The 22,708-nt window shown below is 33.3% G+C and carries 19 protein-coding genes and 1 pseudogene; 3 read left to right on the forward strand and 17 right to left on the reverse strand.

What is annotated here, in order from left to right; all coding sequences use genetic code 11:
• Window positions 1–293: pseudogene (locus tag GBO31_RS02160) on the forward strand (ribosome biogenesis GTP-binding protein YihA/YsxC); the annotation flags it as partial.
• Here GBO31_RS02160 and GBO31_RS02165 read toward each other — a convergent pair.
• From GBO31_RS02165 to gldB, 4 genes are all read right to left on the reverse strand, one after another.
• Complete coding sequence (locus GBO31_RS02165; protein ID WP_219006672.1) at window positions 290–652, reverse strand: GTPase; 363 nt, start codon at window positions 650–652, stop codon at window positions 290–292. The pseudogene GBO31_RS02160 and the gene GBO31_RS02165 sit on opposite strands and share 4 nt — an antisense overlap.
• Before the next feature lie 97 nt (window positions 653–749).
• Window positions 750–2,801, reverse strand: a complete 2,052-nt coding sequence (locus GBO31_RS02170; RefSeq protein ID WP_219006673.1) for a T9SS type A sorting domain-containing protein — start codon at window positions 2,799–2,801, stop codon at window positions 750–752.
• A gap of 131 nt (window positions 2,802–2,932) precedes the next feature.
• A complete protein-coding gene (gene gldC, locus GBO31_RS02175) occupies window positions 2,933–3,271 on the reverse strand; it encodes a gliding motility protein GldC (RefSeq protein ID WP_219006674.1) in 339 nt (112 codons plus the stop codon).
• Window positions 3,271–4,239, reverse strand: a complete 969-nt coding sequence (gene gldB, locus GBO31_RS02180) for a gliding motility lipoprotein GldB (protein ID WP_219006675.1) — start codon at window positions 4,237–4,239, stop codon at window positions 3,271–3,273. Before gldB ends, gldC begins: the two co-directional genes overlap by 1 nt.
• A 162-nt stretch (window positions 4,240–4,401) precedes the next feature.
• On the opposite strand from gldB, the gene nadE reads away from it, so the two are divergent.
• Both nadE and GBO31_RS02190 read left to right on the forward strand, forming a co-directional pair.
• A complete protein-coding gene (nadE, locus tag GBO31_RS02185) occupies window positions 4,402–5,190 on the forward strand; it encodes an NAD(+) synthase (RefSeq protein WP_219006676.1) in 789 nt (262 codons plus the stop codon).
• 145 nt (window positions 5,191–5,335) lie between these two features.
• Window positions 5,336–5,968, forward strand: coding sequence for a response regulator (locus GBO31_RS02190; RefSeq protein WP_091407582.1), 633 nt, complete (start codon window positions 5,336–5,338; stop codon window positions 5,966–5,968).
• Here GBO31_RS02190 and dnaG read toward each other — a convergent pair.
• The 13 genes from dnaG to GBO31_RS02255 all read right to left on the reverse strand — a co-directional run bounded on the left by dnaG (window position 5,965) and on the right by GBO31_RS02255 (window position 22,707).
• A complete protein-coding gene (dnaG, locus tag GBO31_RS02195) occupies window positions 5,965–7,926 on the reverse strand; it encodes a DNA primase (RefSeq protein ID WP_219006677.1) in 1,962 nt (653 codons plus the stop codon). The two genes, GBO31_RS02190 and dnaG, sit on opposite strands and share 4 nt — an antisense overlap.
• A 114-nt stretch (window positions 7,927–8,040) precedes the next feature.
• Window positions 8,041–11,316 carry a T9SS-dependent choice-of-anchor J family protein gene (locus GBO31_RS02200; RefSeq protein WP_219006678.1) on the reverse strand — a complete coding sequence of 1,092 codons (3,276 nt, stop codon included), beginning with the start codon at window positions 11,314–11,316 and terminating at the stop codon, window positions 8,041–8,043.
• Between the two features lie 525 nt (window positions 11,317–11,841).
• On the reverse strand, window positions 11,842–12,912 hold the full coding sequence (locus GBO31_RS02205) for a hypothetical protein (protein WP_219006679.1): 1,071 nt from the start codon (window positions 12,910–12,912) through the stop codon (window positions 11,842–11,844).
• 78 nt (window positions 12,913–12,990) lie between these two features.
• Window positions 12,991–13,830, reverse strand: a complete 840-nt coding sequence (locus tag GBO31_RS02210) for a hypothetical protein (RefSeq protein ID WP_219006680.1) — start codon at window positions 13,828–13,830, stop codon at window positions 12,991–12,993.
• Entirely contained in the window at window positions 13,811–14,380 is a 570-nt protein-coding gene (locus GBO31_RS02215; protein ID WP_219006681.1) for an RNA polymerase sigma factor, read from the reverse strand. Before GBO31_RS02215 ends, GBO31_RS02210 begins: the two co-directional genes overlap by 20 nt.
• Window positions 14,381–14,461: 81 nt before the next feature.
• Window positions 14,462–16,045, reverse strand: coding sequence for a S41 family peptidase (locus GBO31_RS02220; protein ID WP_219006682.1), 1,584 nt, complete (start codon window positions 16,043–16,045; stop codon window positions 14,462–14,464).
• 201 nt (window positions 16,046–16,246) lie between these two features.
• Entirely contained in the window at window positions 16,247–17,224 is a 978-nt protein-coding gene (locus GBO31_RS02225) for a polyprenyl synthetase family protein (protein ID WP_219006683.1), read from the reverse strand.
• Between the two features lie 99 nt (window positions 17,225–17,323).
• Complete coding sequence (gene rlmN, locus GBO31_RS02230) at window positions 17,324–18,364, reverse strand: 23S rRNA (adenine(2503)-C(2))-methyltransferase RlmN (protein ID WP_219006684.1); 1,041 nt, start codon at window positions 18,362–18,364, stop codon at window positions 17,324–17,326.
• A gap of 78 nt (window positions 18,365–18,442) precedes the next feature.
• Window positions 18,443–19,414 carry a chalcone isomerase family protein gene (locus GBO31_RS02235; RefSeq protein ID WP_219006685.1) on the reverse strand — a complete coding sequence of 324 codons (972 nt, stop codon included), beginning with the start codon at window positions 19,412–19,414 and terminating at the stop codon, window positions 18,443–18,445.
• A 361-nt stretch (window positions 19,415–19,775) separates the two neighbouring features.
• Window positions 19,776–20,825: a tRNA preQ1(34) S-adenosylmethionine ribosyltransferase-isomerase QueA gene (queA, locus tag GBO31_RS02240; protein WP_219006686.1), complete on the reverse strand. Its 1,050-nt coding sequence runs from the start codon at window positions 20,823–20,825 to the stop codon at window positions 19,776–19,778.
• 79 nt (window positions 20,826–20,904) lie between these two features.
• Window positions 20,905–22,125, reverse strand: coding sequence for a 3-phosphoshikimate 1-carboxyvinyltransferase (locus GBO31_RS02245; RefSeq protein WP_219006687.1), 1,221 nt, complete (start codon window positions 22,123–22,125; stop codon window positions 20,905–20,907).
• Between the two features lies 1 nt (window position 22,126).
• Complete coding sequence (locus tag GBO31_RS02250; protein ID WP_219006688.1) at window positions 22,127–22,381, reverse strand: hypothetical protein; 255 nt, start codon at window positions 22,379–22,381, stop codon at window positions 22,127–22,129.
• A complete protein-coding gene (locus tag GBO31_RS02255; RefSeq protein ID WP_219006689.1) occupies window positions 22,381–22,707 on the reverse strand; it encodes a nucleotide pyrophosphohydrolase in 327 nt (108 codons plus the stop codon). The genes GBO31_RS02250 and GBO31_RS02255 overlap by 1 nt, the downstream gene beginning before the upstream one ends.
• Window position 22,708 lies beyond the last annotated feature (1 nt).

Here is a 22,708-nt window from a genome sequence, read left to right on the forward strand (position 1 = left end):
AACTAGTATCTGCTTTTGTTCTTGTAGATTGTCGACATGAACCACAAAAGATTGATTTAGAGTTTATGCAGTGGCTAGGTGAGAATCAAATACCTTTTTCCATCATTTTCACTAAAGCAGATAAGCTTACGAAAACCAAGTTACCTCAAAACATTGGGGCTTATATTACTGAAATGCTGAAGTACTGGGAAGAAATGCCTAATTATTTTATCACCTCGTCTTCCAATGGATTAGGTAAAGAAGATGTCCTAAATTATATTGAAGAAATCAACAATCAACTCGCCAATTCTTAAATAATTTGCAGTTTCAACTTTTCAATAAGCTCCGCTACAGATTCCATCTTGCCGAGCTCTTCTGCGCTAATTAAAACTTCATATTCATCTCCTTTTTCTACCATCACTACAGGAAAATGGAATTCTTGATTAGGATGATTCTTGGTTCGAGTTAAAAATTCGTTTTTATATTTAAAAACCATAACATAAGGACTAGTCTCTCTGAATGTTTTCCAAATTCTTTTTTCAGAAAAATTACCATGTGTCAAACTACAAAGACTACAAGAGTAGGTAGATGGACTCAGAATTTTATGTGCAAAATCAAGTGATTTATTCCAAGGATCCGACTCAGCATTATACACGAAAATTATTTTTTTCATACCATCAAACTTAACAAAAAAAGAGTCGCAATCTTATCATTGCAACTCTTTTAAAAAATCATTTCATCGTAGATAATTATCTTATTTACGTTATTCTTTATCTTACAACTAATTGCTGAATTGAAGAAGAACCACTACTATTATCTACGATTGAAATCAAATATATTCCTGATTGTAATCCACTTACATCAATTCTCACAAACCTTCTTCTGTTAATAATATCAACATTTATAGGATTTCCTGACATATCATATAATTTCACTTCCAAATCATTATCTGCAAAACCTCTTGTGATCACATAAGCAACTCTAGAAGCAGGATTTGGAAAAACTCGAACATTTAGCTCTCCTAATCCTTGACATTCTGCACTATTGCCATCTTTTCTTATTACACCAATAGAATTTGACAAATCATATACTCCTGATAAATCTGTCAATGCGTTATTTCCAGACTCTAGACCTTCTATTTCAGAATAACTCAAATGCCAAATCAAACAGGTTCCTACACCGGCAGCATCAAAATCAATTCCTTCTACCGCAGCAATTGTAGGTGGTAAACCTAAAATCAATCCCTGATCATCGGTAATAACCCAAGTAGAATTACTACCAGAATTCCCTGACAAAGAAATACCACTAACATTATCTGCTTCTCCATCAACACAAAAAGCAAATGGACCTCCCGAAATTTCACCTCCATCCACAAATTCATTTCGAATAACTTCAATAGAATTAGATAAGTCATAACACCCTGATAAATCTGTTAATGCATTATTTCCAGGTTCTAAGCCTTCTACGTTTGAATAACTTAAATGCCAGATCAAACATACTCCTACACCAGCAGCATCAAAATCAACGCCTTCTACTGCGGCAATTGTAGGTGGTAAACCTAAAATCAACCCTTGATCATCGGTAATTATCCAAGTAGAACTACTTCCTGAATTACCAGATAAAGAAATACCACTAACATTATCTACTTCCCCATCTACAACAAACTCAAAAGGACCTCCAGAAATTTCGCCTCCTTCTGGCGCATTTCTGGTTACGCTTATTGAATTTGATAAATCATAAACTCCAGACAAATCTGTTAATGCATTGTTTCCCGGCTCCAAACCTTCTACTTCTTCATAACTCAAATGCCAGATTAGACACACTCCTCCACCAGCAGCATCAAAATCAACACCTTCTACTGCAGCAATGGTAGGTGGTAAACCTAAAATCAATCCCTGATCATCGGTAATTATCCAAGTAGAATTACTACCAAAATTACTAGATAAAGAAATACCACTAACATTATCTGCTTCTCCATCAACGCAAAAATCGAAGGGACCTCCTGAAATTTCACCTCCATCTACTTGTCCATTTCGAATAACTTCTATAGAATTAGATAAATCATAACATCCTGATAGATCTGTTAGCGCATTATTTCCAGGCTGCAAACCTTCTATATCCGTGTAACTTAAATGCCAAATCAAACATACTCCTACTCCAGCAGCATCAAAATCAACGCCTTCTACTGCGGCAATTGTAGGTGGTAAACCTAAAATCAACCCTTGATCATCGGTAATTACCCAAGTAGAACTACTTCCAGAGTTACCAGATAATGAAATACCGTTAACATTATCTACTTCCTCATCTACAACAAACTCAAAAGGACCTCCGGAAATTTCGCCTCCTTCTGGCGCATTTCTGGTTACGCTAATTGAATTTGATAAATCATAAACTCCAGATAAATCTGTTAATGCGTTGTTTCCCGGCTCCAAACCTTCTATTTCTTCATAACTCAAATGCCAGATTAGACAAACTCCTCCACCAGCAGCATCAAAATCAACTCCTTCTACTGCAGCAATGGTAGGTGGTAAACCTAAAATCAATCCCTGATCATCGGTAATAACCCAAGTAGAATTACTACCAGAGTTTCCTGATAACGAAATACCACTAACATTATCTACTTCTCCATCAACGCAAAAATCATAGGGACCTCCCGAAATTTCACCTCCGTCAATATTTAGATCGTAACCATCAATTAAATGTACTGAAGAATAAGCCATTGAGAAGCTTATAAAAAAAACAAAAGTTACGATTAGGACGTAACAAGATTGGAAAGATGACTCTTTATTCATCTTTCCTGAATAATGTAAAGTAGTTTTCATTTTAGGTAAGTTTTAGTTTTAAGAAATTTGTGTGATCACTAAGTGATTATTCTCAAAATTATTACCTAAAAAAAACCTAAAATGTTAGACACCTAACACTTAGACTTTTCAAAACTGTATATCTTTAATGTTTATTTTCTTTTAAGATCAAGTTTCTCTGCAAAATAATCGCAGAAATCTTTCATCGTTGCAGTCATTTTCTCATCTTGAGTAGCTCTGTTGAATGTTTCACTCATCGACACCAAAGTTTGATGAAAAAACACCTTCATTTCATCTACTGGCATATCTTTAGTCCAAAGATCAATACGAAGACTTTCCTTATTCTTATTATCCCAAACTGACAACAACAGTGCTTTCGTTTCTTCATTTTCTACGCCACCATCTTTTGCTGTCCAATTTAATTTTTCTGGAACTCTATTTTCATCCAGTTCTATTTCAATTTTGATTTCAGATTTATGAGTTTCTGCCATTATCTTGCGGGTTTATATTTTGAAGCATTAAAAATTGTTTCAGCATCTGTTAACAATAATTGGCGCAAAGATACATTGTTATTTTTCATATACGCACTTACAATTCTCCAACCGATATATTGTCCAACTCTATCTGGAGCTTCTTGATCAATTTCTTCTAAATAAAATTTGGAAAAAGGACCTGGATATAAGAATCTTGGTGATAAATCTGCTTCCGTACTATATAATAATTGCCTATCAATAAAATATCTCCAAATTTCCTCTTCATTCGCTTCTACCCATTCAAATTGATTTTCTGTATAAGCCATTTTTTGGCTATCCAAGAAGTTTGGAAGAAATAAATCAGTTAAATATAATTCCTTGCCATAATAAATCATATTAGCCAAAAAAGTTCTATTTCTAGGCAATTCTACTAATTGACGCGCATACATACTTGCAACATCAGGAATTATTTGACTTCTTACAAAACGATCTTTTAAATATGCTTGTATACCTCCGTAAAAATGATGATCAGCTCCTAGATAGGTATCCAAAGAAATAATCAACAAATTATCGGATAAAATCACTTTTCGTTGATAATCAACATWAGATGTAATCGTAATCACCCTAGGTACTGTTGCCTCAGGAAAATAATATTTTACATGCTGCAATAGCGATTCTAACTGCTCTCTCTCAACAGTAAAATCACTATAAGCCTTTTCCACTTCCCGATTAATTTCAAGTTGTATAGTATCCCTAGTTTTTTGTATCCAAACACTGTCATTATCAACTCCAGGGAAAAAGAAAGGGTATTTCTCTTTCACAGATGACAAATTCTCTTCTGTCACATCTGCAAAAATTCTATCAAAACGTTCAATACCAATCTCTACAGGTATTGCCGCAATTTCCTTTTCAAGTTTATTTTCTTTAGAACAAGAAGAAATTATGCAAAAAACTATTACTATTTTTAAAAACTTGGTATACTTCATTAGAATATTATAATATCTAGACAAATAACTGCACTTCCTATTTAACGCTAGCTTTTTTTATTAATTTTATGTCGCAAATGTACTATTATCAAATCTGGTAGCGATACTAATAGTTCATAAATACAAAATTGATATAATTTAATACCACAATAAAAATAAAATATGCAGACTGAAAAAGTGATTGAACACATCGTAAATTGGTTAAAGGATTATGCTAACAATGCTAAAATTGGCGGTTTTGTTGTAGGAATAAGTGGAGGAATAGATAGCGCTGTTACCTCTAGCTTATGTGCCAAAACAGGACTAAATGTTTTATGTGTAGAGATGCCCATACACCAAGCTCAAAGTCAAGTTAATAGAGCACAGGAACATATAGCACAATTAAAGCAACGTTTTGATAAAGTATCAAACACACGTGTAGATCTCACACCAGTTTTCGAAGAGTTTAAAAATGTAGTTCCAAAAGGGGACTCAGAAACACTATTAAACCTATCTCTTGCCAATACCAGAGCGCGTTTACGAATGACGACTTTATACTATTTAGCTGGTATAAATGGATACTTAGTAGCTGGTACTGGAAATAAAGTTGAAGATTTTGGTGTAGGTTTTTATACTAAATATGGTGATGGCGGCGTTGATATAAGTCCAATTGCAGATTTATTAAAGAGCCAGGTATATGAATTGGCTAAAGTACTAGAAGTACCCGAATCGATACAAAATGCTACTCCTACAGATGGGTTATTTGGAGATAGTAGAAGCGATGAAGATCAGATTGGAGCGAGTTATGACGAATTGGAATGGGCTATGAAAATGAAGGATTTAGGTAAGAAAAGTGATGATTTTTCTGGCAGAGAATTAGAGGTTTTTACAATTTATTCTCGTCTAAATACCGTAAATCAACATAAAATGATCCCAATTCCGGTGTGTGAAATACCCGTTAATCTGATTTAATCAACTTTTTATCGATAACTTGATAAAAAAAAGTTTACGACTAGTAGTTCTTATTAATTTTGTAATTAAAATAAATATCAGAATTACCCCTAGAGATGTTAACCCCTTTAAAATTAAAATTAACATTTATCAATTGTAAACAAGAATGACAAACGTACTAATCGCAGATCATCATCCTATTACTAGAAAAGGGATCGTTTCTTTGCTTAGAAACTCTGAAGATTTTGAAATCATCGGAAAAGTAAGCAATGGAAACGAAATGTATGATATTTTGAAATCTAATACTCCGGATATATTGATCATGGAATTAGACTTGCCTCAAATCAATGGCATTATGGCCTTGCGAACCATAAAGAAAGAATTTACTGGAATAAAAGTTATAATATTTAGCTCACATCCTGAAGAAATGTATGCACTTAGCGCTATAAAAGCTGGTGCTTCAGCATATTTATCAAAAACCGTTGCTACCAAAACTCTTAAAAAAGCTATTGAGCGTGTTGCAAGGGGTGGTATTTATCTTAATGACAATCTTACTCAACAGTTGGCGAATGGGAACACCAATGAGAATAATATGGTTGTTAAGTATAAAAAATTATCTTCTCGAGAAATAGAGGTATTAAACTTATTATCTTCTGGAAAACGTAATAAAGATATTGCGAGCACTTTATCAATTAACGAAAAAACTGTAAGTACTTACAAAACAAGATTACTTAAAAAGCTTAAAGTTGATAATCTTGCTGATCTAATTCATCAGTCTAGGTTATTACACATCAACTAAATCACTCTATTTAGTTTCTGATATAACAGTTTTTTTAACGTTTGATAATCTCTGATATCTTCTAAAATATTTAGATTATTTTCAAAATTTTGGGCTTTCACTTCTTGTGAAAGCTCATTTATTTTTTGATTAATCAAGAATCTGCGTAAATTCAAAATAGTATCTGATACATATTGCGAAACTGTATGTTCTTTCTGTTTTACATGAATTTCTTTGTCATACCACCTATGTAGAGCATGGCGCTCTTCATCCATCATAATTTCAGTAATTTCATAGGCTATTTCTGGAGGTATTTGATTGATAAAATGCTCAATCTTAAAATCTTCTTCTCGATTTAATTGTTCAATCAATACTTTATAGACTTCTCTAAAGATATTTTGGGTGAATTCAATTTCGTCTTCTTGAAGATCTAAATATATTTTTTCAAAAACTTTGGTGGTATACAATTCAGGCTCTAAAAACAATTCACCTTCTTCATTTTCTTTCATAACCAGATCCTCAAACTCCTCTTCCTGAGTGCCATACAGCAATAAAATTTCAATAATTCTCTTTTCTAGACTATTTAGTTCATTTATTTTCGGTTGTTGTTGCGGTTCCTTGTTGACGACCTCTAACGGCTTTTTAGACTCTTTTTGCTGCTTACGTTCCTCTTTTTTATCTACGTTACGAATTTGAGCTAATGTATCAAAAAGCACATCTTCAGAAATATCCATAATTCGAGAACATTCCTGCACATAAATCTCACGTTTGATCACATCAGGAATTTTAGCAATACTAACCACCATATCACGCACTAGTTCTGCTTTCTTGATAGGATCTGTTTTCGATTCTTCCTGTAACAAGGAAGCTTTGAATCGAATAAAATCTTGTGCATTTTCGTTTAAGTATGCTGTAAGTTCATCAAAGGTATTTTGCTTTGCAAAGCTATCAGGATCTTCTCCATCAGGAAAACTACAGACCTTTACGTTCATACCTTGTTCGAGAATAAGATCAATTCCTCGTATGGAAGCACGCATTCCAGCTGCATCTCCATCAAATAAAACCGTAATATTTTTTGTTAGCCTATTAATCAATCGTATTTGATCAGGAGTTAATGCTGTACCCGATGAAGAAACTACATTTTTAACTCCAGTTTGATGAAACTGAATTACATCAGTATATCCCTCTACTAAAAAACAATTATCCTCTTTAGCGATAGATTGCTTAGCATGATATATCCCATAAAGTACTTTACTTTTATGATAGATATCACTTTCAGGTGAATTGAGGTACTTTGCAGCTTTCTTTTCATTTGTCAAAATTCTTCCTCCAAAACCCAAAACACGTCCTGACATAGACTGAATAGGAAACATCACTCTACCTTTAAATCTATCAAATTGCTTTTCTTCTTTTACAATGGTAAGCCCGGTTTTTTCAAGAAATTCTAACTTATAACCTTTTTTRATAGCTTCTTTGGTAAATGCATCCCAAACATCTGGAGAGTATCCCAATCCAAACTTTTCTATAGTCTCTGAAGTAAATCCTCTTTCTTTAAAATAAGATAATCCAATAGCTTTACCTTGTTCTGTTTTGTGTAGGGTGTTTTGAAAAAAACCATTAGCAAACTCACTTACCAAATACATACTCTCTCTTTCGTTTGCCTGCTCCTTTTGCTGATCGGTTTGCTCTGTCTCCTCTACCTCAATATTATATTTCTTAGCTAGATATTTTATAGCTTCAGGATAGGTAAAGTGTTCGTGTTCCATAAGAAAAGCGACAACATTACCTCCTTTCCCACTCGAAAAATCTTTCCAAATTTGCTTTACTGGAGAAACCATAAATGAAGGTGTTCGCTCTTCACTAAAAGGACTTAATCCTTTAAAATTACTCCCTGACTTTTTAAGCTGGACAAAATCACCAATAACTTCTTCCAATCTGGCAGTTTCAAATACAGCATCTATAGTAGACTTATGAATCATGAGACAAAAATAATATAATTCCAGAGACTCTTTCCTCGCTATAGAACTATAAAAAAAAGAGGCTGTCTTTTCAGACAGCCTCTTTTGGCTAAATTATAACTTCATTATGCACTATTATTCTGCAATAACAAATTTTCTTGTTATTATAACTTCTTTTTCATCAGAAGTGAAACGCACAAAATATGTTCCTGAAGCTAAATTACTTATATCAATCTGGCTTTTTGTTCCTTGATCTGAAATCTCTTTAACCAATTGACCATACATTGAGAAGATTTTCACATTATCGATCTTGTTATCACCAACAGTAACATTCAATGTATTTTTTGCTGGATTTGGATAAATCTTAAATGCTTCTGCATCTTCAGAACGAAGACCACTTAATGGGAATGTATCCAATCTTGCTTCTGCTCCTTCAACACAGAAATCAGTAGCTTCGAAACTTCCAAATTCTCCACCACTTACAATAACTCCTGAATCACTTGATAGAGTATATGAACCATTTCCAAATCCGCAGCAGATTCCATCTCCGAAGGAATCAGAGATCGTGAAGGTATATGTTCCGTTCCCTAAATCAGAAATTGTTTCAGTTACTGTAGATCCATCAGGATTTGCAGTTGAATAGCTTTCAGAAGCTACTACACTTCCTTCAGCATCTGTTAATGTCCAAGAAGTTTCCTGAGGATAGTTATCAAAAGTAATGCTAAGTGTTACATCACCAGAGGCACAATCTGATCCTCCAGGTCCACCATCAGCAGTTACTTGTACATCGTCGATAGCAGCATCTGCTCTCCAAGTACCACCAGTTACTCTATTAAATCTCAATTGAACTCCTGTTCCAACATAAGCACCTAAATCGATACTTGCAGATTGCCAAGAATTACCTTGGTTTCCACTTCTACTCCAAATACTAGTCCAAGTAACTCCTTCGTCATTACTAGCTTCAACGTCTAGTGAACCGAAGTTATTTGCTCCAAACATATGATATTGGAATGAGAAAGTTGCAGAAGAAGCTCCTGAAAGGTCAATACAAGGAGATGTAATAATTGCCTGTTTATTAGGGAATCCTACTCCATTACCTGAAGCTTCTACATAAATATAATTTGAACCATCTACAGCGCTAGAAGGACCTGTTCTATTAGAAGGTGTTCCGTCTGCATCTACAGTCCAATCTAAATCATCATCTGAATTTTGAGTCCATGCCCCTAAACCAGTTTCGAAACTCTCTGCATAAGGTGGCACTAAACCTCCTAAACAACCTGAAGCTGCAGGAGTAGTCACAGAAAGAGGATCACTTGCCACAGACTCGTTTCCTGCTGCATCTTTTGCAATAACTGTGAACTCATAAGTAGTTTCTGGATCTAAACCTGTAACTACTACAGTAGTATCAGAAACTGTAGCTACCACAACACCATCTTGTAATACATCATATGCTGCAACACCTACATTATCTGTAGAAGCATCCCAGCTAAGTGTAGTTTGTCCTGCAGTAGTTGCAGAAGCTGTAAGATTTGTTGGAGCAGAAGGTGCTTCTGTATCCGGAGCTTCTGTAGTTACTGTTAATGCAGCACTAGCTGGTGATTCGTTACCAGCAGCATCTTTTGCTACAACAGTAAAGTCGTATGATGTAGAAGGAGCCAGTCCTGTTATATCCGCGGAAGTTGTAGCTACTGTAGTAACTAAAGCTCCATCTTGGAATACATCATAAGCGGTAACACCTATATTATCCGTAGAAGCATCCCAACTAACAGTTGTAGAAACATCAGTAGTATTAGAAGCTACTAAATTTGTTGGAGCTGTTGGCGCTTCCGTATCTGGCGTATCTGGTTGTAAACTAAAAGCTACCACATGGTTTTTTCTAAAACCAGCATCAAAATATTCTGCCGTGTGCCAGAAAGTCATATCATCTGTTGGATCTATAGTCATGTGACCATAATCACCATATCTAAAAGAAGGGTCTACCTGAGTACCTTCTACTGCAGATTGCTCTACAAGAGTCATAGTTCCTATTGGATCACTAGCCAATCTACCTGTATAACGAATAGAAGGAAAAACAGAAGTACTTACTACTGTATAAGCTAGTCCAATATTACCTTGACCATCCATAGCCATACTACCACAAAAAGCGCTTAAACCATCTGGTTGTACATATGTTCCTTCTTGAAAAATAGTCCAAGGCTGACCATCAGCTGTTTGTCTAAACTCGTACCAACGAATACCAGCAAGATCATCATTACCATCTAAATCCACTGCAAAATTAAAAATCATAGAGTTATGAGAAGGGAAACGTCTATAAGTGGTCATATACAACATTGTAGCTTGCAATGCATCAATATCACTACCACTTGGTTGTGGTAAATTAGAAAATGATCCACCATCAAAAACACTATCAAAAGGAGCTGTAATAACTTCTTGTGGCTGAGAAATTGTTGAATTCGCAAMATTTGTCCAATCTACATCTGTTGTCCATACTTTCACATGATCTTGAGATACTCCAGCCCAAGCATCATCTTGTAAATAGATTATAGAATGTCCAGCTCCTACAGGAGGTAAAGTAGGTCCTGTTGCACTAGATCCTCCAGGACTATAGAAACCACTTGTTGAAATACCTGGTAACGGAAACCCTACAAACTGAGCATTTGGATCACCTGCTAGCATTAGATCTCTTTCTACAGCGTATACTACTTCGCTAGAACCAGCCGAACCAGAATCTTTATTAGCTGTGATATAATATCCATCGCTCCAGATTGATATTTTTTCATAATCTGGGAATGAACCTGTATTAAATCTATACGTGAACCATCCATCATTTACTGGATCTGGCCCTTGTCCTACAGCGATTAGAATACCATTTGGAGTATTACTGAACTGCATGATAACAAAACGCTCTGCATAGTTATCATATAGTACAATTGGATCCCCTAAACTTTCTCCAGGAAAGATCGTAGCTAATGAAGCTTCTGCTAAAAGTACGTTTCCAGCTCTATCACGAATTCCGAAACCAGAATTAAATGCATATACATAATGGTTTGGACCTATAGCTCCTGTTGGATCTGTAGGTGTACTAAATCCTTCATGAGATTGGAAATTCGCTACTTCTGTAGAGATAGCTGTTCTTGCAGATTTTTGTTGGATCTCCATTAGAGGATCTTTTTGTCCGGCAGCTGGAAGACCCTTGCCAGGAACATAGATGTTCTTACCTCTTTTCTTTTCCTGTCCGTGTTTTATCATACCTTCGGCAGAAATAATATTATCCATCTTGGATAAAGCAGGTACTGTTCTCATGTAGGCAGCTTTTCCATACAAGCTGGCCTTTTCTTGAGGTTTTTGTTGAGCGATAAGCCCCACGCTACAAAGCACAAAAAATGCAAAATAATAGAATTGTGTTTTCATATCTAAAATTTGGTTAACAATTACTTCACTGAACCATTTTTAAACATAAGTAGTAGGTCTCTGGATTGCGGATAAGGGGGCATGCGCAAATTCAAAGCTTTAATTTTGGTCTCAAAAATTTAACATTTCGAGCGATTTAAATATAGATTATTTAAAGTAAGAATAAAAAAAAATAGATGTCATAAAATACTTACAATCAAGTATTTACTTTAAAACCGTAAGAGTATTAAGGGATTTATCTTTTAACGGTAATTTAACAATACAATGTATTTTGTTTATTATTTAACATTAAAAAAACAATCCCGCTTTCCATAGTAGATTAATAGAGTATTTTTGATCCCTTATAGAGCCTGTATTAACATAAGTATCTGAAATCCTACAAACAAAAAAAGAGTTATGATTTCACATAACTCTTTTCCCGCAAAAAATGGCTAACACTTAAAATTTAAATTGGTCTCAAAATTTACCTCTGTTTTATTTATAAAACTAAAATTGAATAGAGAACCTTACCGATTATGGTAATTCCTACAGGTCGAAACGCAATCCCAAAGACACATTTCGCTGATCAACTGCTGCATTTTCGAAAATTGGTGACAAATCATACTTAGCATATAATGACATATCTCCGAAACCAACATAGCCACTTAATCCATAAATTAAATCATTTGTATTATAGTCTCTTTTTATTTTGTCCTTTACTCTATCGCCATTTTCTTTATACTTTAATTTTTGCCTAGTACTTATATTTGCACCGGCATATCCACCTAAACCTATTCTAAATTTCCCCCTTGTAGAAAACCTTAATCTCTCTTCTGTTTCTATTCTTCTAGAGGGTCCAAACTCGAAATGTACTGGAACAACCAAATTATCCATCCTGAATTTAGATTTATCTAATTCTACTCTAAATTCCTCTAATTCTGTCTGGTCTCCATTTTCGACAAAATACCTATTATCTGTAGGTTTTAATCCATTAGATTGGTATGAGATCCCGTATTTAACTCTCAAAAAATTAGAATTTTTAAAAACTCGAGTCTTCCAAGCTAAACCAATTTCGAAAAATCTACTTCCTGCAATTTTATAATCAGAATCATCTAAGGATTGATCTTCCACAATGGCATTGTTTAAACCAAAAGCTACAACCAAATCAGAATATGTACGTTTATCATACTTCTTTTCAGCTTTCTTCGTATTCTTAACGTTTATTCCAAATAAAATATCGCCATCATCATTATCTCTAGCTCCAAAACCAATCGCTAATTTTGTTTTGTCATTAGTAAGATAAGACGCATTATTACGCTCAAGTAGTGCTATCTGATTATCGATAATAGCTAATCTATTTTCTATATTCAGCGCGTGTTTTTTAGCTAAACTTTCCTTTTGATCTTGAGCTTCAGCAGTAGTTAATTCTCCTTTTACCAGTCTTTCATTAATCTCTTCTACTCCTTTTTTAAGTTGTTCTTTTTCTGAAAGTACTATTTCTTCCTTATCCTTGTTTAATTGCTCTATTTTATCGGTATTATCGTCTTCTTGTGCATATAAAAATTGGGCACTAAGCGTCATTGTCGTTAACACGACATACATAATAATTGTTCTCATAAATAATTGATTTTACTTACGCTTTCCCTCTCTGATTAGAGAGGGAATCGGTAAGAATTGATTGATGAATGTTTATTGTTAATTATCCCTTTCTGCAACAGTTGTTTTAAGTTTTTCAAAACCGGTTTTTAGCGCTTCAAAAACACGATCTTTAAATGACTCATCCAATTCTGATTCTACGTCTAGAAGCAGTGCTGAAGCATTTACTTTATTTGATTGTAAAATTTGTTGTGTAGTAATCTCAAGTTGTGCATTTTTTAATAATGCATCGATCTCTTCATCTGTAACCTTTCTATTATTCTGTTCTAATTGCTGTACTTGCGCAACTATATCTGAAATTTTATTCTGTATTACAGCTTTATCTATTTCTAAAGGTTTTTCTATTCCTCTAACTGGATCACTACTTACAACACTTGACTTTATTGCTTTAGTCTCTTCTATGATTTCTGAAGAAACCTCTTCTGCTTGTGTTATCTTATCACTACTAGCAATGGCATTGTTAGGAGCTATTTTTGTCTTTTCTAACGCTACTTGTTTTTTTTCCTTTATTGGAGTTTTGATAACCTTTTCCTGCGTTTTTATTATTTTTTCATTAGCTACTACTTGCGTTTCAGGTTTTGTTTTTAAAACTTCGTTATTTTCTTCTAATTCGCTATTATCTTCTTTTTCTGTTGTAGTTTCTACTAGATGATTGTTAGAGGGTATTATTTCATTGGAAGTATTCATATACAATGTTGCGATTATCAAAAACCCTGCTACACTAGCAGCAACACCTATCCACCAATAACGTTTAATTTTTTTTTGTCCATTTTGCGCATCGAGTTCTTGATCCAATTGTTCCCAAACCGTTTTTGACGGTTGTATCGTGCGCTGCTCCAGCTTCTCCCTTATATTATCTTCAAATTTTAACGGCGCCATGATTAATCATATTTAGTTGGTTGAACTTTTGCTGTAGCATTTTCCTTGCCTTAAAAAGTTGAGATTTAGATGTATTGTCACTAATCCCAAGCATTTTTGCAATTTCATTGTGTTTATATCCTTCTACAGCATATAATACAAACACCATCTTATATCCTTCTGGCAAACTATCAATTAGTTCCTGGATTTGCTCTACTCCTAACTCTATATTTATGTTATTCCAAGACTCTTCTGTGTATATAGAAATGTCTTCTGTAAAAACTAATTGTTTTTGTTTTCGCAAAAATGAAATTGACTCATTTATCATAATTCTACGTATCCATCCTTCAAAACTTCCTCCAAAATTGAATTGTTTCAAATTGGTAAATACTTTTAGAAATCCTGTCGACATGACTTCTTCCGCATGATGAATATCCTTTATATATTGTCTACATACACTCAACATTTTTGGTGCATGTTTCTCATATATATAGCGTTGTGCATCTCTATGCCCTTTTACCGCTTTCTTAATGAGTTGTGTTTCGCTTTTATAAAACTGAATAACTTTCAAAGTAAAATCAATTATTTAAGACCTTCTATATATATAGACGCGTAAAGAATGAAAAAGGTTGTCTGAGGTTTAAAAAAAATATTATTTCTTATTCGATGCCTGAATATCACCTATCACCCACTCTAATTCTTTATCCTCTCCATTATACTCACTTTTTAAAGAAATATCTGGTTTTATACCATAACCATCTGGTTCGGTAGTATAAGGTGCATTTATTTTTAATAACCCTACTCTCATATTTATTTTAGAATTAGGCAACTCTATTTTAGCATAGTTTCCAGCCACTGTCCCGTTATACGCTCCTCCAGTTTCCTCTCCTACAAAAGTAGCACGTTTGGTAGCTTTTAAGTGTGTAGAAAAAACACTACTGGCCGAAAAACTTTCACCATTAATTAAAACATACACCTTTCCTCCAAAATTATTTGGTTTTGGTTCTCTTAGTTTACTATGCCTGAATTTAAAATATGTCTCTCCGTTCTCCTTTTTCACCTTAAACAATTGATATACTCCCAATACTGGTGATAACAAGGTTGCTAATGTTTTTGTGGTTATTGATTCTGAGTGGAAATAGGGATATAAAAAACTTAATCTACCAGTCATTTTGGATTTTTCTATAAACACATACTCTTTATCTGTTAAATATGAATATAAATCATCAATCTCAGTAAGTCTTCCTCCCAAATTACCTCTTAAGTCTATGATCAAGTTTTTGCATTTGGCAGAATCTATCTTAGCAAAACTCTCTTTATAAAACTCTTTATATCCACCATTTGTAAAACTTTTAATTTTCATATAAGCAATAGCAGAGCTATCATCAGATTTTAGAAATTCAAAATTCCTATTGTAATCTTCTGTCTTCTTATTATACCCATATTTATAGTTTTTCTTTTGTAACTTTTTCCGAGCTTCTTTTGCCTCTTTCTTTTCTAATTTACTTAGTTTTTTCTTTACCGTCTTTACTGTATCTTTTACATTACTTTCTTTTTTTGGTTTATCATAATTAGCCAACAAATACTTTTGATACAGACTATCTTTGAATTTCAGGTGTAATAAAACACTATCTTTTTGTTTATGCGTATTTGTGTAAAAGAATCCGAAACGGCTGCCGACAAATTTTGGGATAAAGGTTTTATTATATCCATCACTTGCATGGAGTGTTCTAAAAAAAGGTAACAACGTATCTATTTTTTCATCTTCGATAGCAATAACCTCTGAACCTTCTATTAATGTACTATCACCTTTAAAAACCTGTTTTAAAAATAGTTGATCGCCCACTGCTTGAAATGATACCGTATTAAAAGGAGAATCTCTTTTTCCTTTATTTTTTATTTCATCTTTCGTCTGTTTTAAATAAGGTACATGTACAGACAAGTGACCTTGTTTAACATTGGTGATAACAGGAGCAAATAATTTATAAAATTCTTTGGATGTTAATGGTCGAGTTAGTTCATTTTTCAATTTGTCTATTTTACCATCTAGTTCTTCCTTAGAAACATACCAATATACATCTGGATGTAATCTTTTTAGTTTTTTATAAGCATAATCAACATCTTGTTTTAATTCTTCTGGACTATGCTTCTTACTTATTTGTGTATTATATTTCTCTACGGATGCGCAACTTGATAGAACTATAATTGCAGCATATAAAAATAGTTTTCTAATCATAAAAAGTGATTGTTTAAGATAAATGAACTTGTTATTCCCTTTCATAAAGACGCTAAAAAAACCAAAACAGTTGTCTGATCATGAAAAAAAATCTTTTTAATTATCAAATAGCATCAAAACTGATACCAATATTTATTTTTAAGTAGGAAAATTGGGAAATGTAAGGTATACCTCATTCTAAGAAGAAGGAAGGATTCTTGATTATTTTTTTCTGTCAATCACATAACTTACCATTAACTCCAGGGAAGATCTGTATTCTGATTCTGGATATTCAGATAAGATAGTGAGCGCCTCTTCTTTAAATTGGTGCATGACTTTAGTAGCATATTCTAATCCTCCACTTACTTTTACGAAATCAATTACTTCTTTAACTCGTTTTTTATTTTTATTATGATTTTTAACCGAGTTTATGAGCCATTTCTTTTTTGCTGTAGAGCAATGATTTWAGGTATAAATTAGTGGTAAGGTCATTTTTTGTTCCTTAATATCTATACCTGTTGGTTTACCAATAGCCGTATCTCCGTAATCAAACAAATCATCTTTTATCTGAAAAGCCATTCCAATAAGCTCTCCAAACTTTCTCATTTTTTCTATTGAGTCAGAATCTGGTTCTACAGAACAAGCACCAACACTGCAGCATGCAGCTATCAAAGTTGCCGTTTTCTGTCTAATAATTTCGTAATAAATTTCCTCTGTTATGTCAAGATTCCTAGCTTTCTCAATTTGCAATAATTCTCCTTCAACAATTTCTCTTACAGCAACAGATATGATCTTTAATAAATCAAAATCATTATTATCAATGCAAACCAACATCCCTTTGGATAACAAATAATCTCCAATAAGTACAGCTATTTTATTCTTCCAAAGTGCATTTATTGAGAAAAATCCTCTTCTTCGGTTAGAATCATCAACCACATCATCATGAACAAGACTGGCAGTATGTATGAGCTCTATAACAGAAGCTCCTCGATAGGTTCGCTCTTTGATTTCTCCGCCTGAGACCATTTTTGCAACAAGAAAAACAAACATAGGTCTCATTTGTTTCCCTTTTCTATTTACAATATAATGTGTAATTCTATTGAGTAAAGCGACATTAGAATACATCGATTGAGAAAACTTTTGTTCGAAAAGTTCCATCTCATCAATAATTGGTAATTTTATTTGCTCAACGACTTTCAATTCGCCTTAGATTATTTTGTTTTCTAACTAGTTGCGAAGATAGTACAATACCTTTTTAGCATCAAAACACTTGATAAATAATTTATTGAAAACAAATATTTAAGATTTATTGGCTAACTGTCCACACGCTGCATCGATATCTTTACCTCTACTTCTTCTTACGTTCACTACAAATCCTTTTGCTTCCAATGCTTTTATATAATTATCCGTTGCGGTATTAGAAGCTTGCTGAAACTCTCCATCATCGATTGGATTATATTCGATTAAGTTCACTTTGCAAGGCACATATGAACAAAATTGTAATAGTGCATCGATATCTTTTCTAGCATCATTGATTCCTTTCCATACAACGTACTCATAGGTAATTCTACTTTTTGTTTTTTGATACCAATATTCTAAGGCTTCTCTGAGATCTTTTAGTGGAAATTTTTCATTAAAAGGCATAATAGAAGTTCTAACATCATCTATTGCAGAATGCAAAGAAACAGCTAGTTTAAATTTCACCTCATCATCAGCCATTTTTTTAATCATTTTAGGCACTCCTGAAGTAGAAACTGTAATTCTTTTAGGAGACATTCCTAGACCTTCTGATGATGTAATTTTGTCTATAGCTTTAAGAACATTATTGTAGTTCATTAATGGCTCTCCCATTCCCATAAATACAATATTCGAAAGTGGTCGATTGTGATATAATCTACTTTCATTATCAATGGCTAGAACTTGATCATAAATCTCATCAGGATTTAGATTTCGCATTCTTTTTAACCTTGCAGTTGCGCAAAATCGACAATCTAAACTACATCCAACCTGAGAAGAAACACAAGCCGTAGTTCTAGTTGGAGTTGGAATCAAAACAGATTCTACTACTAATCCATCATGTAATCTAACAGCATTTTTAATAGTACCATCGGTACTTCGCTGCATTTGATCTACTCGTATATGATTGATAACAAAATTATCCTCCAATATTTGTCTTGTAGATTTCGAAATATTGGTCATCCCATCAAAACTATGGGCTCCTTTATTCCATAACCATTCATATACTTGATTTCCTCGAAACGCTTTGTCACCATTTTCAATAAAAAACTGACGTATTTGTTCCTTAGTTAGCGCTCTTATATCTTTCTTTTTCGGTTTCATTTTGCTACAAAAATATGTAAAAGATTACGTTTACCGAAAGCGATATAAACAATTTAAATCCTTGAAAATATGTTATAATTAGAATTTTACTGTACGGAAATCTTCTCTATTATCTTTACGTGAAGTTTTGATACGTTTCCACTGATGTACTCCACCGCCTCCGCGATATTTTACATTAAGAACATCTAAGTCTTCTTCATCGATCCAAATCTGACAATCTGAAACTTTACCTGTTCTGATATCGGTAAAACGCCCATTAGTGTATTTTAGTTCATTCTTAGGTTGTAAGTTTTTCAGAATTACCAATCCTTCCACAGGTTGATTTTTATCATCACCATCGCACTCATAACATACAGCATCCCTTTCTGATTGACGAAGCATTTGTTGGATAGAACCGAAAATTTTATTTTCAATCATATAAAGTTGAACAATATTTATAGCAACTCCACTTTTTTTGTCATAAGCTTTCCATTCTCCTAAGATCGGATTAGCATCAAAAGATCCTAACAAATCTTCTTTCAATTGCGGGTCAACGGGGTTTTCCCCAAGCCAAATTTTAAACAATGCTTGTTTAAAATCAAAACATTCGCGTACAGCTCCAAGTCTTTCTCTATTTCTATAAAGAGTAAGTTTTTTATCGGTAGTATACACCACTTTAAAAATCTCATGTTTATTTATTTGTTTAGGAAGAAGTTTGATGAAATTTCTAATATGATCTTCCATCAGGTAACTATTTCCATCTGTAGCACGTTCTAAACCATTTCTAATAATCTCTTTCAGCTCTTCATTAGAAATATCTGATATCATTTTAATAGTAAGCGCCATAGTAGCATCCTTATCTGCTACCATTAAACCATCTTCAACTCCGTCAACTTCAAAATCTAAATATAGTCCAATTGCATACAGCTTTTCTCTTTCTCCTGCCCCATTGAGCATTAGTTCTTGATTTTCAAACACGTCAATATCATTATATTGAAGATTCCCAACTTTTGTTTGTGAAAACGAGAATAAAGTCACAAAAAGAAGACCAATGTGTAATATTCTATTCATAGGTTATAAGTTAATTTACTTAGGGTTCGTACAAGAAACGATTAATTTTTTAAAAAGAAGAATCAATAATTGCCACTATCCCCCTTTTTCGATAAACAACCAAATTAATCGTTATCTAACTACTTTTTTTAAGTACGGTAAAACCGTAATTTTTCAAAAAGCTCCGCAAAATAGTTATTTTTCATGAAACAAACACCATAACATACTAATTTTAAGATTTATACAACATATACTTCAATCCATACTTTAATTTTATATCCTGAAAAACTATACAATTTTGGAGATCTTAAAAAGAAAAACCTCCACTTTGTACTAGTACAAGGTGGAGGTTCAATTTTATATTGTATACCTATTTTCTATGTTATAGAATTAACATAGCGTCTCCATAGGAATAGAACTGATACTTTTCTTTAACAGCTTCTTCATAAGCTTCCTTAATGAAATCATGACCTGCAAAAGCTGAAACCATCATCAACAATGTGGATTTTGGTGTATGAAAATTAGTTATCATGCTATTCGCTATACTGAAGTCATAAGGAGGGAAGATAAATTTGTTTGTCCAACCTCTAAATTCGTTTAACGTTTTATCAGAAGAAACTGAACTCTCCAAAGCTCTCATTACCGTAGTTCCTACTGCACAAATTCTTTGTTTGTTCTGAATCCCTTTATTAATTGTACTAGTAGCTTGTGCCGTGATATATGCTTCTTCGCTATCCATTTTATGCTTGGATAAATCTTCTACTTCCACTGGATTAAAAGTTCCTAAGCCAACATGTAAAGTAATCTCTGCAAAATCTACTCCCTTTATTTCAAGACGCTTCATTAAATGTTTAGAAAAATGCAATCCAGCAGTAGGAGCTGCTACAGCACCTTCATTTTTAGCATAAATCGTTTGATATCTTTCTTCATCTTCTGGTTCTGCCTCTCTTTTTATATATTTTGGCAATGGTGTTTCTCCAAGATCCGTTAGTTTTTGTCTAAACTCATCATAAGAACCATCATATAAAAACCTTAATGTACGTCCTCTAGACGTTGTATTATCAATAACTTCAGCAACTAAACTTTCATCATCACCAAAGTATAATTTATTTCCAATTCGAATCTTACGAGCTGGATCTACAAGCACATCCCATAAACGAGTCTCTGAATTTAATTCTCTTAACAAAAATACTTCTATTCTTGCACCGGTTTTTTCTTTGTTACCATATAATCTGGCTGGAAAAACTTTAGTATTATTTAAAACCATAACATCATTAGGTTCAAAATAATCAATGAGATCTTTAAATTGCTTATGCTCTATTGTTTGATCTTTTCTATTAAGAACCATTAAACGAGCCTCATCTCTATTTTCTGAGGGATATTCTGCTAATAATTCTTTTGGAAGGTCAAAGTTGAAATGTGATAACTTCATTAGTGTTTCTTTTTTTGGAGCAGCAAATATACAATCTGGATGTAGGGGTTGTCAAGTAAATCAACAGATATATTTTTATTTACAGCACTTTAAAATCTAATTTCTTTAAATCATTCCAAAAATCAGGGTACGACTTAGACACTACATCTGCGTCATTAATTCGTAAAGTTTCTCTTAATGCTAACGGTGCAAACGCCATTGCCATTCTATGATCATGATAGGTATCTATAGCAATATCCGACCTTATAGAAGTCGCTGCACTTAATTTTAAAGAATCGTCTGTTACATATACTTCTCCACCTAATTTTTCAATTTCTATTTTAAGAGCTTCTAACCTATCTGTCTCTTTAATTTTTAGTGTATGAAGTCCTGTAAGATAGCATGCTTTCCCTAATCCAAAACATGTTACGGCTATGGTTTGTGCAATATCTGGAGAATTAGATAAATCCAATTCTAAGGTTTCAGAATTATCTACTGTAGTTATTTTCTTTAAAGTAACTTGATGATCTTGAAATGTGGTTTCTACTCCTAATTTCTTATAAATCTCAGCCAGAGAAGCATCTCCTTGATAACTGTTTTTCTTATAACTGCCTATAGTGACACTCCCAAAATCCGATAACGCAACAATACTATAAAAATATGATGCTGAACTCCAATCAGACTCTACAACGACCGTTTTAGGAGAAACTATTTTTAAAGGTTGAATTCGTATTATATTATTCTCAAAACTTCCATGGATTCCTACATCCTTCAATAAACTTAATGTCATATTAATATATGGCACAGATGTAACTTTACCTTCTAAGGTAATTTCCAAACCTTCTGGTAAGGAAGAGGCTATCAGCATTAAAGCTGATATGTATTGGCTACTTACATTTGCTGCCAGAGAAACTCTATTAGTTTCAGGGTTTTTACCAATAATTTTTATAGGTGGATACCCTTCTTCTTTCTCATAACTAATATTGCATCCTAATTGTTTAAGCGCATCTACAAGAATTTTAATTGGCCGTTCTTGCATTCGTTTACTACCTGTAAGAATTGTTTCTCTACCGTCTTTAATAGCAAAATATGCTGTTAAAAAACGCATTGCCGTACCCGCATGATGAATATCAATAAGCTCCTCATTACTTGCTAATGCAGCTCTCATTAATCTAGAATCATCACTATTAGATATATTATCTATTTCAATTTCTGGATAAAGAGACTGTAATATCAACAGTCTATTAGTTTCACTTTTTGATCCCGTAATTTGTAAACTGTTATTCTTAATATTCGAAATATGGCTTAATTCCAAATTCATTTTATTGATTTGATTTGTGTTTTCTTCTTTCAAAATAATATGCCTGTATCATTCCATATGCCAATCCACCTAAGACTCTAGACAATAAGTATCGCACCCAAAGCCCATTATTAATCTTAACAGCTAGAAAAGCTTCAGACCCATTACCAAAATAATATTTTAAATATTCTATTAAACTTATTAGTAGTATAAATGCAACTCCAAGGCGAGCTACAGAAATCCAATATCTTTTAGAACTTAGAATTGACTTAAACATTATTTTAATTTCTCGTTATTATGATGACGATCGTGGTCTCTTTTTGTTTTGATGTCTAATTTTTTGTCGAAAGCTTCCTGAAGATTAACTCCTGTTTGATTTGCTAAACATAATACTACAAACATAACATCCGCTAACTCTTCTCCTAAATCTTTATTCTTATCGCTTTCTTTTTCACTCTGTTCTCCGTATCGACGAGCTATTATTCTTGCAACTTCACCTACTTCTTCTGTAAGCTGCGCCATATTGGTAAGTTCATTAAAATAACGAACTCCGTGAGTTTTGATCCAATCATCTACCGCTTTTTGAGCGTTTTGAATATTCATG

It is taken from the genome of Aquimarina litoralis, from assembly GCF_019295435.1.
Lineage (GTDB): Bacteria > Bacteroidota > Bacteroidia > Flavobacteriales > Flavobacteriaceae > Aquimarina > Aquimarina litoralis_A.

Coding starts and splice junctions, on each gene's coding strand:
- GBO31_RS02205 (WP_219006679.1), bottom strand. CDS start 12,912: ATGAGAACAATTATTATGTATGTCGTGTTAACGACAATGACGCTTAGT.
- GBO31_RS02255 (WP_219006689.1), bottom strand. CDS start 22,707: ATGAATATTCAAAACGCTCAAAAAGCGGTAGATGATTGGATCAAAACT.
- GBO31_RS02245 (WP_219006687.1), bottom strand. CDS start 22,125: ATGAATTTGGAATTAAGCCATATTTCGAATATTAAGAATAACAGTTTA.
- GBO31_RS02250 (WP_219006688.1), bottom strand. CDS start 22,381: ATGTTTAAGTCAATTCTAAGTTCTAAAAGATATTGGATTTCTGTAGCT.
- gldC (WP_219006674.1), bottom strand. CDS start 3,271: ATGGCAGAAACTCATAAATCTGAAATCAAAATTGAAATAGAACTGGAT.
- GBO31_RS02170 (WP_219006673.1), bottom strand. CDS start 2,801: ATGAAAACTACTTTACATTATTCAGGAAAGATGAATAAAGAGTCATCT.
- GBO31_RS02190 (WP_091407582.1), top strand. CDS start 5,336: ATGACAAACGTACTAATCGCAGATCATCATCCTATTACTAGAAAAGGG.
- nadE (WP_219006676.1), top strand. CDS start 4,402: ATGCAGACTGAAAAAGTGATTGAACACATCGTAAATTGGTTAAAGGAT.
- rlmN (WP_219006684.1), bottom strand. CDS start 18,364: ATGAAACCGAAAAAGAAAGATATAAGAGCGCTAACTAAGGAACAAATA.
- GBO31_RS02165 (WP_219006672.1), bottom strand. CDS start 652: ATGAAAAAAATAATTTTCGTGTATAATGCTGAGTCGGATCCTTGGAAT.
- GBO31_RS02210 (WP_219006680.1), bottom strand. CDS start 13,830: ATGGCGCCGTTAAAATTTGAAGATAATATAAGGGAGAAGCTGGAGCAG.
- GBO31_RS02235 (WP_219006685.1), bottom strand. CDS start 19,414: ATGAATAGAATATTACACATTGGTCTTCTTTTTGTGACTTTATTCTCG.
- GBO31_RS02220 (WP_219006682.1), bottom strand. CDS start 16,045: ATGATTAGAAAACTATTTTTATATGCTGCAATTATAGTTCTATCAAGT.
- queA (WP_219006686.1), bottom strand. CDS start 20,825: ATGAAGTTATCACATTTCAACTTTGACCTTCCAAAAGAATTATTAGCA.